At 45.6% G+C, this 17,737-nt stretch carries 14 protein-coding genes; 12 read left to right on the top strand and 2 right to left on the bottom strand.

What is annotated here, in order from left to right; all coding sequences use genetic code 11:
* The first annotated feature begins 5 nt into the window (after positions 1–5).
* Genes BIZ39_RS01670 through BIZ39_RS01650 form a run of 5 tightly spaced genes read left to right on the top strand, consistent with a single transcriptional unit; the run spans position 6 to position 4,299 of the window.
* Entirely contained in the window at positions 6–1,370 is a 1,365-nt protein-coding gene (locus tag BIZ39_RS01670) for a MotA/TolQ/ExbB proton channel family protein (RefSeq protein WP_014948288.1), read from the top strand.
* Positions 1,371–1,372: 2 nt separating this feature from the next.
* Positions 1,373–1,891, top strand: a complete 519-nt coding sequence (locus BIZ39_RS01665; protein ID WP_012517279.1) for a MotA/TolQ/ExbB proton channel family protein — start codon at positions 1,373–1,375, stop codon at positions 1,889–1,891.
* 32 nt (positions 1,892–1,923) lie between these two features.
* Positions 1,924–2,331, top strand: a complete 408-nt coding sequence (locus BIZ39_RS01660; RefSeq protein WP_014948289.1) for an ExbD/TolR family protein — start codon at positions 1,924–1,926, stop codon at positions 2,329–2,331.
* 3 nt (positions 2,332–2,334) lie between these two features.
* Positions 2,335–2,943 (top strand): energy transducer TonB, encoded by a 609-nt coding sequence (locus BIZ39_RS01655; protein ID WP_075175980.1) that lies wholly within the window; start codon positions 2,335–2,337, stop codon positions 2,941–2,943.
* Between the two features lie 6 nt (positions 2,944–2,949).
* Positions 2,950–4,299 carry a tetratricopeptide repeat protein gene (locus tag BIZ39_RS01650; protein ID WP_014948291.1) on the top strand — a complete coding sequence of 450 codons (1,350 nt, stop codon included), beginning with the start codon at positions 2,950–2,952 and terminating at the stop codon, positions 4,297–4,299.
* Between the two features lie 348 nt (positions 4,300–4,647).
* Here BIZ39_RS01650 and BIZ39_RS01645 read toward each other — a convergent pair whose 3' ends face one another.
* Both BIZ39_RS01645 and BIZ39_RS01640 read right to left on the bottom strand, forming a co-directional pair.
* Entirely contained in the window at positions 4,648–6,216 is a 1,569-nt protein-coding gene (locus BIZ39_RS01645; RefSeq protein ID WP_187446188.1) for an AMP-binding protein, read from the bottom strand.
* Between the two features lie 112 nt (positions 6,217–6,328).
* The gene (locus BIZ39_RS01640) at positions 6,329–6,802 is read right to left on the bottom strand and encodes a hypothetical protein (RefSeq protein ID WP_239218740.1); all 474 of its coding nucleotides are present in this window, start codon (positions 6,800–6,802) and stop codon (positions 6,329–6,331) included.
* A 117-nt stretch (positions 6,803–6,919) separates the two neighbouring features.
* On the opposite strand from BIZ39_RS01640, the gene BIZ39_RS01635 reads away from it, so the two are divergent.
* From BIZ39_RS01635 to lysC, 7 genes are all read left to right on the top strand, one after another.
* Positions 6,920–8,146, top strand: coding sequence for a PQQ-dependent sugar dehydrogenase (locus BIZ39_RS01635; protein WP_187446187.1), 1,227 nt, complete (start codon positions 6,920–6,922; stop codon positions 8,144–8,146).
* Positions 8,147–8,545: 399 nt separating this feature from the next.
* Positions 8,546–11,356: a bifunctional aconitate hydratase 2/2-methylisocitrate dehydratase gene (locus BIZ39_RS01630; RefSeq protein ID WP_187446186.1), complete on the top strand. Its 2,811-nt coding sequence runs from the start codon at positions 8,546–8,548 to the stop codon at positions 11,354–11,356.
* A gap of 116 nt (positions 11,357–11,472) precedes the next feature.
* Complete coding sequence (locus tag BIZ39_RS22135; protein ID WP_239218738.1) at positions 11,473–11,703, top strand: hypothetical protein; 231 nt, start codon at positions 11,473–11,475, stop codon at positions 11,701–11,703.
* Between the two features lie 145 nt (positions 11,704–11,848).
* Positions 11,849–12,802: a DNA ligase gene (locus BIZ39_RS01620; protein ID WP_187446185.1), complete on the top strand. Its 954-nt coding sequence runs from the start codon at positions 11,849–11,851 to the stop codon at positions 12,800–12,802.
* Positions 12,803–13,162: 360 nt separating this feature from the next.
* A complete protein-coding gene (acnB, locus tag BIZ39_RS01615) occupies positions 13,163–15,775 on the top strand; it encodes a bifunctional aconitate hydratase 2/2-methylisocitrate dehydratase (RefSeq protein WP_187446184.1) in 2,613 nt (870 codons plus the stop codon).
* Between the two features lie 72 nt (positions 15,776–15,847).
* The gene (locus BIZ39_RS01610; protein ID WP_014948302.1) at positions 15,848–16,297 is read left to right on the top strand and encodes a DUF192 domain-containing protein; all 450 of its coding nucleotides are present in this window, start codon (positions 15,848–15,850) and stop codon (positions 16,295–16,297) included.
* A gap of 60 nt (positions 16,298–16,357) precedes the next feature.
* Complete coding sequence (lysC, locus tag BIZ39_RS01605) at positions 16,358–17,707, top strand: lysine-sensitive aspartokinase 3 (protein WP_014948303.1); 1,350 nt, start codon at positions 16,358–16,360, stop codon at positions 17,705–17,707.
* Positions 17,708–17,737: the final 30 nt, after the last annotated feature.

Below are 17,737 nucleotides of genomic sequence, written 5' to 3'. Positions count from 1 at the left end.
TGAGAATGTTTAACACAGTAAAACGTATCGCTGTTGGTCTAGCAGCCCTTAGCATCAGCGTTGGTGCTTTCGCACAAAGCGACCGTGCCATGGACTTAGACGCACTTCTTAAGCAACTAGAAGAAGGTCAGTTCGCACAGTCTCAGCAAAACAAACAGCGCGAGCGTGATTTCCAAGCGCAACGTGCAGAGCAAGATCGCATTCTTCGCGAAACTCGTGAAAAGCGCGACCAAATGCTTGCACAATCAGAGCAGCTTGAAACTCAGTTCGAAGAAAACGAATTCAAACTGGCTGACTTAAACGGCGCACTAGACACACGTCTCGGTTCACTTAAAGAGCTATTCGGTGTGCTTCAGCAAATCGCTGGCGACACCAAAAACAAATTCTATAACTCAGTGGTTTCTGCACAAATCCCTGGCCGTGCTGACTTCCTTGATAAGATGGCACAAGACATGGGTTCAAGCTCAAAACTTGCATCAATTGAAGAAATTGAGCGCGTTTGGTTTGAAATGCAGCGCGAAATGACTGAAGCCGGTAAAGTCACTACGTTCAAGACAGACGTTGTTGAAGCGGGCGGTGAAAAAGTGAATAAGTCTGTTGTTCGCGTAGGTCCTTTTGCACTTGTTGCTGATGGTAAATACCTAGAGTACAACGGTGTAACAGGTACAGTATCTGAACTTGTACGTCAGCCTGCTGACCGTTACATGGATTCTGCTGCTGAACTACAAGCATCAAGTGGTGAATTAGTGCAGTTCGGTATCGACCCAACGGGTGGTTCAATCCTAGGTCTTCTTGTTCAAGCGCCTAACCTTCAAGAGCGTGTAGAGCAGGGCGGTGTTGTAGGTTACATCATTCTTATCGTTGGTGCATTCGGTCTTCTACTTGCCCTTGAGCGTCTTGTAACGCTGACGCTTATTCGCATGAAAGTGAACAAACAGCTTAAGAGCAAAGAAGTAAACACAAACAACCCGCTTGGCCGTGTACTTAAAGTACGTGACGAGCACCCAGACGCCGACGTTGAAGCACTTGAACTTCACCTTACAGAAGCGATTTTGGGCGAAGTGCCTAAGTTAGGTCGTAACCTAACTATCATTAAAATTATCTCTGTTGTAGCGCCGCTTATGGGTCTACTAGGTACGGTAACCGGTATGATCAACACCTTCCAGGCTATCACCTTGTTTGGTACGGGTGACCCGAAACTGATGGCAGGTGGTATTTCAACAGCACTTGTAACAACAGTACTAGGTCTAGTTGTAGCGATTCCAATGACACTGCTTTATGCAATGCTTAACACACGTTCTAAGAACATTGTGTACATCCTACAAGAACAGGCGTCTGGCGTAATTGCAGAGCGCGCTGAGCGAGGCTAATCATGATCGAGTTTCTAGAAGCAATTCGTGATTTCACAGAAACAGGTGGCCAGGTTCTCCTGGTCATCGGTCTGCTGATATTCGTTATGTGGCTTTTGATCCTCGAGCGTGCGATGTATCTGATGGTTTGGCACAAGCAAGCCAAGAAAGAAGCTATAGCAATGTGGACAGCACGTGCCGATCGCTCTTCTTGGTTCGCAGAGCAGGTTCGTCAGAAAACAATTTCACAGTTAACCATGCGCCTAAACGGCAGCATCCCAATTATCCAGTCACTGGTTGCGCTTTGTCCGCTGCTAGGCTTGATGGGAACGGTTACCGGTATGATTGAAGTGTTCGATGTAATGGCAATTGCGGGTTCAGGTAATGCTCGTTCAATGGCCTCAGGTGTATCGAAAGCCACTATCCCCACAATGGCTGGCATGGTTGGCGCACTTTCAGGGGTATTCGCCGCTACCTGGTTAACTCGTATGGTGAAATCAGAACGCACGCATCTTGAGGATGCATTGATTATTCAACGTTAATGCTAGCTAAGCGTTAAGGTAAGGTATTTATTATGAAGCAGCACTTTCAAAACTTAGTCGATGAAGAAGAAGCAGCCATCGACATGACGCCCATGCTGGACGTCGTATTTATCATGTTGATCTTCTTTATCGTGACTGCGTCATTTGTGAAAGAAGCGGGTATCGATGTTAACCGTCCAGAAGCAGCCACTGCTGTGAAAAAGGACCGCGCTAATATCCTTATCGCTATTTCGGATAAAGGCGAAATTTGGATTAACAAACGCCGTATCGACGTTCGCGCAGTACAAGCGAACATTGAGCGTCTTCGCGCAGAAAACCCACAGGGTTCTGTTGTAATTCAGGCTGACAAAAAAGCCACAACAGAAACACTGATTAAGGTTATGGACGCGTCGCGAGCCGCTGGCGTTTACGATGTTTCGATTGCAGCCCAAGAGCAATAAATCATGCCACGATATTTAATCGCATTTGTTATTTCCCTTGCGATCACGTTAGGCCTGTTCTTCTTGATGCAATCGCTTATCAAGATGGGTGGCAGTGCACTAACTGAGCCGCCAAAGGGAAGCGTGCTTGACTTCGTAAGGGTTAAGCAGGATGAACAGGTTGAGAAAAAAGATCGTAAGCCGAAGAAGCCACCTAAGCCTGAAGAGCCGCCACCGCAAATGGAGCAGCCTCAAATGGACTCGCCTTCTCCAGATGCAGAAGGTACGTCGATGGACTTTGGTGCTGAAGTCGGTGACGACATCTCGCTAGAGGGCGGTTTGGCTCTTGAATCTGGTGACGGTGAATATCTGCCTATCGTTAAGGTAGCGCCAGTGTATCCACGACGTGCACTTCAGCGGGGTATTGAAGGTTTCGTTATTGTTGAGTTTACGGTAACCAAGCAAGGCGCAGTACGCGACCCAATTGTTGTTGAAGCGAATCCTTCAGGTATTTTTGAACAAGCGGCGATAGATGCGGCGATGAAGTTCAAATATAAGCCTCGCGTGGTTAACGGTGAAGCAACAGAAGTGTCTGGTGTACAAAACCGTATTTCGTTCCTAATTGACGGGTAACAGAATATGATGAGAAAACAAACGAATACCTTGCTTAGTGCACTGGCGTTTGCATTTGCATCGGCCACGGTATCTGTGCCTACTATGTTCATTGCTTCTAACGCTACAGCGCAAGAGGCTGAGCAGCAAGATGGACAAGAGATAAAAGCTAGCGATAAGCAAACCCGTCGCGTGCCTACGCTTCGCGGTAAAGTCTACGAGCAGCTAGCCCGTGCACAAACGGCAGCTGATGAAGCGGGCAATGTAGAAGAAGCTATTTCCATTTTGAAAGAAGTGGAAGATAAGTCTCATTCTATGAACGCCTACGAAAAAGCGATGATGTACAACTTTTTCGGCTTCATTTATTACAACAACGAAGACTATGCAAAAGCGTTGGAGTCGTTTGCCAAGGTAGTAGAGCAACAGCCTATTCCTGAAAAGTTCGAAATGACTACACTTTTCAGTTTGGCGCAGCTTAACCTTATGCAGGGTAATTACGACGATACCATCACTTACTTAGAGCGTTGGGAAAGTCTTAATGCGGGCCCTGTGCCGGTGAAAAACAAAGTCATCAAGGCCCAAGCGTACTATCAGAATAAGCAGTACGAGCAAGCCGCAACGTGGATTTCTGAAGCCGTTGCCGACCACGAAGCAGAAGGCATGATCCCTGACGAAGGGTGGTTAATTCTTCAGCGTGCTATTTTCTATGAACTCAAGCAGCCTCAAAAGGTTAAAGACGTTCTGGTTAAAATGGTGAAGCTATTTGACGAGCCTAAGTATTGGATCCAGCTAGCGGGTATGTACGGTGAGCTAGGAGAAGAGCGCAAGCAGTTGGCTATTATGGAAACCGCCTATCAGCGAGGGTTCGTTAATACATCCGCTGATGTGTTTAACATGGCGCAGCTTTATTACTATCATCGCGTACCTTACAAAGGTGCTAAGTTGATGGAGCAGGCGATGAACGACGGTGTGCTAGAGAAAAACTTGCGTAACCTTAAGTTCTTAGGCCAAAGCTGGTCACTTGCTAAAGAGCAAGACAAAGCCATTCCCGTTATGATGCAAGCTGCTGAACTGTCTGAAGACGGTGAGTTGGATGCACAGTTAGCGCAAATTCTTCTTAATGAAGAGCGTTTCGACGATGCAATTGCTGCGGCAGACCGAGCGGTTGAAAAGGGCGATTTGAGAAACCCTGGTTTGGTTTACCTGATTAAAGGCATGGCACTTTACAACAAGAAGCAATATGCCCTTGCGCTTAATCAGCTAGCTGAAGCAGAAAAGCATCAGAAAAGTCGTGCCATGGCACAGCAATGGAAGCAGTTTGTGCAGGGCGAAAAGCGTCAGGCAGACGCCATTGCAGCTGAGCTAGGTACAAGTTAAAAATCGTACTTTCGTTAATACATCATTTAAAAGGGTCGAATAATATTCGACCCTTTTTTATGCGCTAGGGAAAAGCACTTTGGGCTTCGTCGTACGCTTTTTGGAGCTTTTGTTCTGATATATCGGTGGCAATAGCAATTAGGTGGTCTACCCGCGGCGACGACTTGATGACGGGAACCAGAGTGGTGAATACGTACCAAGGCTCGCCCAACTTAGTCAGACTATGTACTTCGCCTTGCCAGGTTTGCCTTGAGGTATTGAAACAAAAATATCTGATTTTTCGATGGAAAACGCGTAAAACTGGGTATTAAGCGCCGCGCTGAATGTGCGGCGCAAGTGGGAGAGTCATTAGGCCGAACGAAGCTCTCTACGTAGAATTTTTCCGACGGTAGATTTTGGTAGCTCGTCAAGTATCGTGATCGACTTAGGAATCTTGTAATTTGTGAGGCGCTGTTTACAGAAATCAATGACGTCTTGTGTCGATACATCGCTTGAAACAGTAATAAATGCACACACTCGCTCACCTGTCTTTTCATCGGGTTTACCCACAACTGCGGCTTCCATCACGCTAGGGTGCGTTGTAAGAACATCTTCAACCTCGTTTGGATAGACATTAAACCCAGAGACAATAATCATATCCTTTAAACGATCTACAATTTTAATTGCCCCAGACTCGGTGCGAATGCCAATGTCCCCAGTTTTAAAGAAGCCATCTTGGGTCATGACTTTGGCAGTTTCGTCGTCTCGGTTCCAATAACCCAGCATAACCTGAGGTCCGCGAACTGCAATTTGCCCCGACTCGCCTTCGGCCACCGGCTTATCATGGCTATCCAGTAACGCAACTTCAGTGCCTTCTAGTTCGTGCCCCACCGTGCCAATCTCTTCTTTACCTGGAATGTTAAAAGATACAACTGGCGCAGTTTCTGATAGCCCATAGCCTTCGGTGATGGTGTTCCCGGTTACGTCTTGCCAAATGGATACTGCGGCTTGAGTAAGTGCGGTGCCGCCAGACATCGTGAGGTGTAATTTAGAAAAGTCTAACTTTGTAAATTCAGGGTGTCTTCCAAGACCAACAAACAAGGTGTTGATCCCCATGAATGCTGAAATTTTATGGGGCTTGAGTGTTTGAATGAAACCGTCGATATCCCGCGGATTGGGTATAAGAATTATCTGAGTACCTTTGGCAAAGAGCGCCATCATTCCAACCGTAAATGCATAAATATGATAAAGCGGTAATGGGCATACCAATACTTCTTCACCATCTTTGAAGCCCTCACCAATACGGTCGAGCATTTGGATGCAGTTAGCTAAAATGTTTTTATTACTTAAGGCTGCGCCCTTCGATACCCCTGTAGTACCACCGGTGTATTGCAACATGGCGAGTTCATCTAGAGCAATAGAAGGACGTGCAAATGCAGGCAGTGTATTGCCTAGCTCCACTGCTTGTGTGAATGAAACCGTACCTTCAAGGTTTGGTGCAGTGTTAGGGTCTAAAAGCTCTGTTGCCGACGTGGTGATAACGGTTTCGATACTAGTATCATCTTTTATGCTAGTGAATTTGGGGAGCAAATCACCCAGAATAACCAGAGCTTTCGCGCCACTATCAGTGAACTGGTGCTTCATCTCTCGTTCGGTATAAAGCGGGTTTGTATTTACTACAACAAGGCCTGCGCGTAAGGCAGCATAAACAACAATAGGGTTTTGAATTAAATTAGGAAGTTGTATGGCGACTTTGGTACCAGGAGACAATTTAGCTTCGTGAACAAAGTAGCGGGCTAGCGCTGATGACTTACGGTCTATCTCGGCAAATGTAAGTGTTTGTCCAAGCGCCGTATACGCTGGCCTGTCGGCAAATTTTTGCAAAACGCTTTCAATATAATCGGCTAAGCAGGTCACGTTATCAGGATAAGTTATCATGTTGCTTGTTCCTAGTAGGGCAAAGTAAGTAGGGTGTTTATGCCTTACAGTAGCAAACTCAACTTTTCATTTACATTAGGGTTGGGTTATTTAGTATTATAATTTTTAGTTATCAATTGTTTGTAGAACTATTACTTAAGTAACTATATAGCCCACCAGCACAGATGCCTGCCATGCATTGTGCGGAGAATCCTAAGGTAGTGCGAGCGCCTGCAATTAGGGTCACATTCAATATGGGCTGCATGGCAATGAGCATTAATAAGAACGACAGGCCTCCCGCTATTGTGAAAAGAATAAATCGGGTACGGTTGGAAGAGCCACTAGCATTTTGATTAAGACGCCTAACAATGAAATGTGTCGCCAAGAACGCCAACAATAAGGTAACAGCAATAATCACGCCGTAAGTAGGCAAAAGGCCTAGTGCATCTTGCCATATCATGAAAAACCAATCGCTTGGATTCATATCAACATCAATTCGAATGAGTCCGATTAAAACGGCACACGAGTGAAACGTACTTGCTAGTAGAAAGCCGACGGCCCATGATGGTAAAAAATGGAAAATAGTGCGTCGTATTAGGTTGTTCATTTTTGTAGTCCAAGATTTGTCGCACAGTGCATTAGAACAAAACTCAACAGGCCTCAAATGGTTTGAGCGTGGCAATTGGGTATACCATAGTATGTTAAGTAAAAGAGGACAATCACAATGAAGTCATGGCGTACGATGATCAGTTTACTGGCTTTTTCTTTATTGGGAGCTGCTTTGGCTCCTGCTTTTGCCGTAACTACTGCCTCTGAACTCACTCAAAAGCACGCATCTAATACTGAGCAACGTGAAGCAGGTAGCTCAAATCTAACGGCCTATGAAAATTTTGACCAGCATGTCATGACAGAAGATATCGCTACCTCACTGGCGTTTCCCAAGGCCTTAACGACGGTTATCGATAAGGCTCAGGCAAGCACCCATATATTGATAGTAACGCGAGATGGTGAGCTGGTAATTATTGACAATAAGGGGGAAAGTGCGCGGTTTTCTTTAATGCTCGATGACTTGTACACCAAAGGGCAAGGAGGCGTACTCGATCTTCTTATACCCTCGCAATTCCCTGAAGACAGAACCGTGTTGCTGAGTTATTCCAAGGGGAACGATAGTGCAAACCGTCTTGCCATAGTAAAAGGACAGCTTTTCCTTACTTCTGGCATTACTAACATTCAGCCAGTGTTAGCACTGGCACAAGCCAAAGACACGCCTGTGCACTACGGTGGGAAACTGCTTCAACTAGAGGGCAGTGCTTTACACACAAAACAGGGCTTTTTGGTTACGACAGGAGATGGCTTTGATTATCGCGAGCAAGCGCAAGTTATCAGTTCACAACTAGGAAAAGTGCTAGGGTTCACAATAGACGGCAAGCCGTTGGCCAACCCTCCTTTTCCTGATAACCCCTTTATTTTTAGTATTGGACACCGCAATCCCCAAGGACTTGTAGAGGGGAGTGATGGCAACCTATTTTTGCATGAGCACGGCCCAGATGGCGGTGATGAAGTAAACCTTTTACAACAAGGCGCAAATTATGGTTGGCCAGTTGTTACACTAGGCAAAGACTATTCCGGCGCTAGAATTTCGCCTTTTTCGACCTATCCGGGTATGACTGGCCCCATTGTAGACTGGACACCTTCTATAGCGCCATCCTCCATGATCTACTATTCCCATGGGCGTTTCCCGATGCTAGCTAATACGTTACTTGTTACCAGTTTGAAAGCCAAAGCTTTGTATGCAGTTAGAGCCGTATCGAACGAATATATCTCTACAAAAATTTTTGAGGGACCTGGGGAACGGCTGCGGGATATTGCGCTTGATCATCAAGGTAACCTGCTTCTTTTGACCGATGGTGAAAATGGAAGAGTGATCAAGGTATCGCCAAGAGAAAATTAGCCACAGAAAACATTAATAAATGAAATTTTGTTTCAAAATTGATGGTAATTTGTACTGGTATCACCATAAATAAAATGAATGTCTGTCATAAGTGCAACACTATTATTTATCTTTATTGGTCAAACCATTCAAGCTAAATATTGTCATTGATTTCAAATGATTTAATTCTAACTGTCTGAAATAGTTGGTTTAATTTTGCTTTTAATTAAAATGCGTTTTTCTAGCAAAAAATTACGTGCTTTAACACAACGACCGTTTAGGCGGGTGAATACCTAACTGTTTACTTTCAGTCATTACGTAACCGCTAAAAATCGGTTAAAATATCCCTCATTTTTATATGCGTATAGCTAAGACCGACTTAACACTACGCCCAAGTAAAACTAAGACCGAGAGAACTATATGAGTTTGTATTCAGAATATCTGGCAGAGATCGAAACCCGTAAAACGGAACTAGGTCTTAACCCTAAGCCAATCGACAGTGCAGATCTGCTGTCTGAAATTATTGCTCAAATTAAAGATACAACAAACGAGCACCGCGAAGACTCTCTAAAATTCTTTATCTATAACACCTTGCCGGGTACTACACCTGCTGCCGGTGTTAAAGCACAATTCCTAAAAGAAATTGTACTTGGCGAAGAAAAAGTAGAAGAAATCACCCCTGAGTTTGCACTTGAGCTTCTTTCTCACATGAAAGGTGGTCCATCGGTAGAAGCTTTGCTAGACCTTGCGCTTTCTGACGATGAAGCGGTTGCAAAGCCTGCGGCTGAAGTACTGAAAACGCAGGTTTATTTATACGAAGCTGATACTGAGCGTTTAGAGACAGCATACAAAGCGGGTAACGCGATTGCTAAAGACGTACTAGAGAGCTACGCAAAAGCTGAGTTCTTCACCAAGCTTCCTGAAGTACCAGAGAAAATTGAAGTTGTGACTTACATTGCAGCTGAAGGTGATATTTCAACTGACCTTCTTTCTCCAGGTAACCAAGCGCACTCACGTGCCGACCGTGAACTTCACGGCCAGTGCATGATCTCTCCTGAAGCGCAGCATGAAATTGTTGAACTTGGTAAGAAGCACCCGAATGCTAAAGTGATGCTTATCGCTGAAAAAGGCACAATGGGAGTAGGTTCATCTCGTATGTCTGGTGTGAACAACGTTGCACTATGGGCAGGTGAGCCAACAAGCCCTTACATTCCATTTGTAAACAAAGCGCCAATTGTTGCTGGTACTAACGGTATCGCACCAATCTTCCTTACTACTGTAGACGTAACTGGCGGTATTGGTCTTGACCTTAAAAACTGGGTTAAGAAGACGGATGAAAATGGTGAAATCGTTCGCGATGCAAACGGCGACCCAGTGCTAGAAGAAGCATATTCTGTAGCAACAGGTACGGTACTGACTATCGATACTAAAGCGAAGAAGCTTTACAACGGTTCAGAAGAGCTTGCTGACGTATCAGCGTCATTTACTCCTCAGAAAATGGAGTTCATGAAAGCGGGTGGTTCTTACGCCGTAGTTTTCGGTAAGCAGCTACAATCTTTTGCTGCACGTACACTAGGTGTTGAAGCACCAGCAGTTTACGCGCAATCAAAAGAGGTTTCACACGAAGGCCAAGGCCTTACTGCTGTAGAAAAAATCTTTAACCGCAACGCGGTAGGCGTAAACTCAGACGCACCACTTCACGCGGGTTCTGACGTACGCGTTAAAGTAAATATTGTAGGTTCTCAGGACACTACCGGCCCAATGACGTGCCAAGAGTTAGAGTCAATGGCGGCATCGACTATTTCACCTACTGTTGACGGTGCATATCAGTCAGGTTGTCACACGGCGTCGGTATGGGATAAGAAAGCACAGGCTAACATTCCTAAGCTAATGTCATTCATGAACAACTTTGGTGTAATCACAGCCCGTGACCCTAAAGGCGTTTACCACGCAATGACTGACGTTATCCACAAAGTGCTTAACGACATCACGGTAGACGACCGCGCTATCATCATTGGTGGTGACTCACACACGCGTATGTCGAAAGGCGTGGCGTTCGGTGCTGACTCAGGTACGGTAGCACTAGCACTTGCAACGGGTGAAGCGGCAATGCCAATTCCAGAGTCTGTGAAAGTGACCTTTAAAGGTAGCATGAAAGAACACATGGACTTCCGTGACGTGGTTCACGCTACTCAAGCGCAAATGCTTAAGCAATTCGCTGGCGAGAATGTATTCCAAGGCCGTGTCATTGAAGTACAAATTGGTACGCTGCTGGCTGACCAAGCGTTTACGTTCACCGATTGGACTGCAGAAATGAAAGCGAAAGCGTCAATCTGTATTTCTGACAACGAAACTATGATTGCGTCACTTGAGCTTGCTAAGAGCCGTATCCAAATCATGATCGACAAGGGCATGGACAACGAAGCGAACATGCTTCAAGGCCTAATTGATCTAGCTGATAAGCGTATTGCTGAAATCAAGTCTGGTGAAGAGCCAGCGCTTGCGCCAGATGACAACGCGAAATACTACGCAGAAGTGGTTATCGATCTAGATCAAATCGACGAGCCAATGATTGCTGACCCAGACGTAAACAACGAAGACGTATCTAAGCGTTATACCCACGACGTTATCCGTCCAGTTTCTTACTACGATGGTAAGCCAGTAGACCTAGGTTTCGTTGGCTCTTGTATGGTGCACAAAGGCGACATGCAAATCATCGCGCAAATGCTGCGTAACCTAGAAAAGCTTAACGGTTCTGTTGAATTCAAAGCACCACTAGTTGTAGCTCCACCTACATATAACATTGTTGACGAGCTTAAAGCGGAAGGCGATTGGGACGTTCTAGCGAAATATGCAGGCTTCCAGTTCGATGATGCTAAGCCTAAAGAAGCGGCGCGTACTAAGTACGACAACATTCTTTACCTAGAGCGTCCTGGATGTAACCTATGTATGGGTAACCAAGAAAAAGCTGAGCCAGGCGACACAGTTATCGCGACATCTACACGTCTTTTCCAAGGTCGTGTTGTAGCTGACTCTGCTGAGAAGAAAGGTGAATCACTACTAGGCTCTACGCCGCTAGTAGTACTTTCAACGGTTCTTGGTCGTTTCCCAACGACAGAAGAGTACAAGCAAGCGGTTGCAGGCATTGACCTAACTAAGTTTGCTCCACCTTCTGAAGACTTGGCAGTTAAGCCTAAGTTCGAAGCAGATGTAGCCGTTAAGCGCGTATAAGTACTTAACGCTTTAAAAGCCCCAACCTCGGTTGGGGCTTCAGACTGTTGAAAAAGCCCCAGACGAAAGTCTGGGGCTTTGATCTAATAGGCATAGTGAAATTCGGAGTGTTCACCATGCTAACCCCAAAGTCCCCACAACAATACGAGTTTGAAACGGTATATATCAATGAACTGATGCCAGAAGACCACTTGGTTCGTCTGAGCACGATGGCTATCAGGTTTATATTAATAGACAAAAACGCTTGCTTGGAAACTTACAAACTGCGACGTGATAAAGAAAGAACGGCAGGTGAAGCGTTTGCCGAAGACGTGCTGATCTCAGCTATTGATATTATTACCGACTAGAGCCGTTTCGATTAAGCGAAAAAACCTTCCTACGTACAGTTATAAAAACGAAGAAGGCAGAGTAATTTACTCTGCCTTCTTTGTTTTTGCTTCTCTATTAAAAGCGTTAAAGCAAGCAAAGGTTAACACGTTATAGGAAGAGCCGATGCGAAACTTTTTGACTGCTGTATGTGTACTTTCAATCACCGCCATTGCTAACGTTAATGCTAATCACATGCTCGATACTGTCGAGGGGCTGCAGCTTGCTAAGCAATACGATCAAAGTCGCACTGATATTAACGTAGCTGACTATTGGGTTAGTGAGAAGCTAGACGGTATTCGCGCAAGATGGAACGGTACTGAATTACTGACCCGTAATGGGAACAAGATATTCGCGCCAACATGGTTCACCGCTAACTGGCCAGAAACCACTATTGACGGTGAACTTTGGATAGGAAGAGGGGAGTTTGAACGTACGGCTTCTATTGTGCTTTCAACGCTGACAAACATCGAGCCGCATTCTGTCGCTAACGCTTCATCTAGCACAGTGTCTTCAGCAGACACTATTGCCGCAGCAAATTCTCTATCTGCAAAACGCTGGGCCAAAGTTAGATTTATGGCCTTTGACATGCCTATGATGGGTGAGCCCTTTGGTCGGCGACTCAACATGCTTAACAGCCTAAGTAAATCTACACCCAATCCAACGTTTGCAGTTATCCCTCAATTTAAGCTTACGTCTATTGCTTCACTTGATGAAAAGCTGGAGCAAGTAACCCAGGAAGGCGGAGAAGGGTTAATGCTTCATCATGAACAAGCGCTGTACACATCCGGGCGAAGTGACAAGTTACTCAAAGTAAAACGCTTTGAAGATGCAGAAGGGAAAGTACTGGCACTGCTTCCGGGAAAAGGACGATTTAAGGGAATGATGGGCTCGCTTCTTGTAGAAACGCGAGAAGGCATTCAATTTAAATTAGGAACGGGCTTTTCAGAAAATGAGCGCCAATCTCCGCCCGCTATCGGTAGCTGGGTAACCTTTAAGTACTACGGTTTGACGAAAAATGGAAAGCCAAAGTTTGCAAGCTATCTTCGCATTAGACCTCAGACAGACTTGCCCAAATAACACTTACTTACTGCCAGTATAGTCACAATGAACTGCCTCTCACTTACTGGTATTAATCGTTTACGGTTTGCTTTAATTGAAGAAGCATCGTATACAGCTAACCCCTTGTCTTTAAGTCATAAAGCCCTATAACTTTACTACATGTTAATTGCTAAAGTGACTTTGCTTATTTCTTTTTAATCGCTTTTGCCGTTTAAAAGTAATGCGATGAATAGCGATTATAAGTGAATTAAAAGGGCTTAAAATTTAAAAAATGAGTCCGTGAAGTTATACTGTTGATGATTTATTAAACACACCTTGCGTCAAGTGCGTACAAGACCGTTTACTCCCATTGCGCAAGCTAACTTAGAGGAAGAGACTGTGTTACAAGACTACCGCAATCACGTTGAAGAACGTGCCGCTCAAAATATTCCACCAAAACCACTTAATGCTGAACAGGTAGCAGCCCTTGTAGATTTATTAAAGAATCCGCCAGAGGGTGAAGGCGAATTCCTTTTAGAACTGATTTCAGAACGCGTACCGCCTGGGGTTGATGAAGCGGCCTACGTTAAAGCGGGTTTTTTAAGTGCAATCGCTAAAGGCGAAGACAGTTGTGAGCTTATCTCTAAAGAAAAAGCCGTTGAGTTATTAGGTAATATGCATGGTGGCTATAACATTGCCACCTTAGTTGAGCTACTTGATGACGAGGCGCTTGCGCCGTTGGCGGCCAAAGAGCTAAAACACACCCTTTTAATGTTTGATGCTTATCACGATGTGGAAGAAAAGCACAAAGCGGGTAATGAATACGCCACTGACATCATTAAATCTTGGGCGGAAGGTGAATGGTTTACATCGCGCAAGTTAATGGACGATAAAATCACCTATACCGTATTTAAGGTGACAGGTGAAACCAATACTGATGATTTGTCGCCAGCCCCGGACGCATGGTCTCGCCCAGATATTCCTCTGCACGCCCTGGCAGCTTATAAAATGCCCCGCGAAGGTCTAGAGCCAGAAGAGCCTGGTGTTAAAGGCCCAATGGCGCAAATAGAAGAAGTCAAAAGTAAGGGGTATCCCGTGGCGTTTGTCGGTGATGTAGTCGGTACAGGCTCGTCACGCAAGTCGGCAACTAACTCTGTATTGTGGTTCTTTGGTGAAGACTTACCGGGTGTGCCTAATAAACGAGGCGGTGGTGTGTGCATTGGTTCAAAAGTCGCGCCTATCTTCTTCAACACAATGGAAGACGCCGGTGCATTGGTGTTTGAAGCTGATGTAGACAAAATGAACATGGGTGATGTGATAGACATCTACCCGTTTGAAGGAAAAATCACCAACCACGAAACCGGTGAACTTCTCGCTGAATACAGCTATAAGTCGAAAGTGATTCTGGATGAAGTGCGCGCAGGTGGGCGTATCAACCTGATTATTGGTCGTGGTCTTACCGAGAAAGCGCGTGAGACATTAGGCTTAGGCCCGACGGACTTATTCAGAAAACCTGAACAACCAAAAGACAGCGGCGCGGGTTTCTCGCTTGCCCAAAAAATGGTGGGTAAGGCGTGTGGTGTTGAAGGTATTCGTCCAGGCACCTACTGCGAACCTAAAATGACTACCGTGGGTTCACAAGATACTACAGGCCCTATGACTCGCGATGAACTCAAAGATCTAGCTTGTCTTGGCTTTACTGCCGATTTAACCATGCAATCATTCTGTCACACTGCCGCTTATCCAAAGCCGGTGGATATAGAAACGCAGCACACGCTACCTGATTTTATAATGAATCGCGGTGGTGTATCGCTTCGTCCTGGCGATGGCATTATTCACAGCTGGTTAAACCGCATGCTGCTGCCAGACACAGTAGGCACAGGTGGTGACTCCCATACCCGCTTCCCATTAGGTATTTCATTCCCTGCGGGTTCAGGTCTGGTCGCGTTCGCTGCGGCTACTGGCGTTATGCCGCTAGATATGCCCGAGTCGGTACTAGTGCGATTTAAGGGAGAAATGCAGCCGGGTATTACGCTACGCGACCTAGTACACGCCATTCCGCTATACGCCATCAAACAAGGCCTGTTGACGGTCGAGAAAAAAGGCAAGATCAACGCCTTCTCTGGCCGTATTTTAGAAATCGAAGGACTAGAGAACTTAACCGTAGAACAGGCGTTCGAGCTTTCTGACGCGTCGGCGGAGCGTTCTGCAGCAGGTTGTACTATCAATCTATCTGAAGCGTCGATTGCTGAATACCTGCGTTCAAACATTACCATGCTTCGCTGGATGATTAACGAAGGTTATGGCGACCCTCGTACGCTAGAGCGTCGAGCGCAAAAAATGGAAGAATGGTTAGCTAACCCAGAGTTGATGCGCGCCGATGCAGATGCTGAGTACGCTGAGGTAATCGAAATTGACCTTAACGATATTAAAGAGCCAATTGTGTGCTGCCCTAATGATCCTGACGATGCGAAAACCTTATCTGACGTTGCAGGCGATAAGGTAGACGAGGTATTTATTGGTTCATGTATGACAAACATTGGTCACTTCCGCGCAGCCGGTAAGCTACTTGAGCAGTACAACAAAACACTGCCCACCCGTTTATGGATGTCACCACCGACTAAGATGGACAAAGCTCAATTAATGGAAGAGGGCTATTACAACATTTATGGTCGTGTAGGTGTGCGTACGGAAATGCCGGGCTGCTCACTATGTATGGGTAACCAAGCACGGGTTGATGCGGGCACAACAGTGCTTTCAACATCCACTCGAAACTTCCCTAACCGCTTGGGCGATGGGGCGAATGTTTATTTGACCTCAGCCGAGCTTGCTGCTGTGGGTGCCATCGTTGGGTGCATCCCAACTGCTGAAGAGTACATGGAATACGCCAGCAAAATTAACGCAATGTCGGGTGAAGTATTCCGCTACTTAAACTTCGACAAAATGCCTAGCTTTAAAAAGGCTGAGGAAGAAGCAAAAGCGCGCATTATTCCAACATTGAATGTTGCTTAAAATAGTGTATAAACTACAAAGCCGGTGACCGTTAAGGTGACCGGCTTTTTTTATGGCGAAAAGGAATGTCTAATGGGAAAATCTTTCTTTATTGTTGCTGCACTTGTATTAACCTTAGGGTGTGCAAAAGCGCAGGTTGACCCTGTATCGTCGCTGAATTCAGTGGACTTTGAATCCATTACACTTGAGATTGGCGGCAAGCACTATGAAGTTGAGTATGCCAAAACCTTTGAACAACGCGCACAGGGCCTTATGTTTCGCAAAGCCTTGTGTGAAGACTGCGGTATGTTTTTTAAGTTTTCTAGCCCAAAGTTTGCGGGCATGTGGATGAAAAATACCTTTGTTCCTCTAGACGTAGCATTTATCGACAGAAAAGGCGTAATAACGGATATAAAACCTCTCACTCCGCATAGTTTGGAGTCGGTCGGATCATCGAAAGAGGTACTTTACGCGTTGGAAATGAACCAAGGGTGGTTTGCCGAGAATAATATTAAAGTAGGCGACCAAATAACGATTGATTAACCGCGCAAAAGGCGCGGTTGCTGCTAGCGAAATGCTAGTTTTATTCTGGAGTTAAATATAGTGACAAATGCCTTATCGATAGCTAAGTTCGGTGGAACTAGCGTTGCGAATTACGAAGTAATGCAAAACTGCGCCCGAATTGTTGCCGGTAATGACAAAACGCGCATTGTGGTAGTGAGCGCTGCGGCAGGTGTAACCAATCACCTGGTAAGCTTAGCGCACACACCTATGACGCAACAGCAAATTGAAGAGACTTGTCAGGCCATTATCAATATTGAGCTTGCCATTCTTAACAAGTTGAAAGATAAAGACGCGGTTGAGCCAAAACTCAACGATTTGTTAGATGAAATGCGAAGCTTAGCGTTTCATGAAGAAATCCTTCACCGTGATGATTTAAAAGATCAGCTGCTTTCAATGGGGGAGCGGATGTCATCGCTGATGTTCTCTTCAGTGCTTGCAGAGCAGGGCGTAAAAACCATGAACTTTGACGTACGTAAGGTGTTACGTACGGACAGTGAGTTTGGAGAAGGTGCGCCGCAAATCGAAGAAATCGAAAAGCTGTCTAAACAATTGCTGGCACCTGAAATTAAAGACGCGATAGTGGTTACTCAAGGCTTTGTTGGTGCTGACGAGGAAGGCCGTACTACAACGCTAGGTCGTGGTGGTTCAGATTTTACGGCGGCGCTACTTGCTGAAGCGCTTGATGCCGAATCGTGTGAGATTTGGACTGATGTAACAGGGGTGTACACAACTGATCCGCGCATTACGCCAGCCGCTCATCCGTTACCTGAACTCAGCTTTGAAGAAGCGGCGGAAATGGCCACCTTTGGTGCCAAGGTACTACATCCTGCCACTATGGAGCCTGCGCTTCGCAAGGACATAAAGGTGTTTGTAGGCTCTAGTAAGGAGCCAGAAAAGGGCGGTACTTGGATTGTGCGTGATTGTGAGCACGAACCACCGTATCGCGCTATTACTCGCCGTAAAGAGCAGGTAATGGTGACAGTGAAAACACCGAAGATGATGTATGCGCAAGGCTTCCTACAGCAGGTATTTGCCATCATCGCTAAGCACAAGCTAAGTGTTGATTTGGTTACCACGTCAGAAATCTCGGTATCTTTCACCCTTGATAACCCTGCAAACTCTGTGGCTCAGCGACTAAACAAAGAAACCATTGCTGAACTTGAAACTATCTGTGATGTGAAAGTAGAAAAAGGTTACGACCTTGTCACGGTTGTAGGTAACAACATGCAAACCGCTGTAGGTGTTTCTAGCAAGATTTTAGCTGCGGTTTCAGATTTCAACCTGCGTATGATTTGCTTTGGCGCCAACCCGCACAACCTATCGTTCTTGGTTAACGAGACCGACAGTGACGACGTGGTTCGCAAGCTTCACACGGCGTTATTTGAATAAGCACCTACTGTGCTGAATGACCCCAAAAAA

Origin of the sequence: Alteromonas sp. BZK5, assembly GCF_014349115.1 — a bacterium.
GTDB classification, from domain to species: Bacteria; Pseudomonadota; Gammaproteobacteria; order Enterobacterales; family Alteromonadaceae; genus Alteromonas; species Alteromonas macleodii.
The sequence above is the reverse complement of the archived record's forward strand: the minus strand, read 5'-3'. Positions and strand labels throughout refer to the sequence as shown.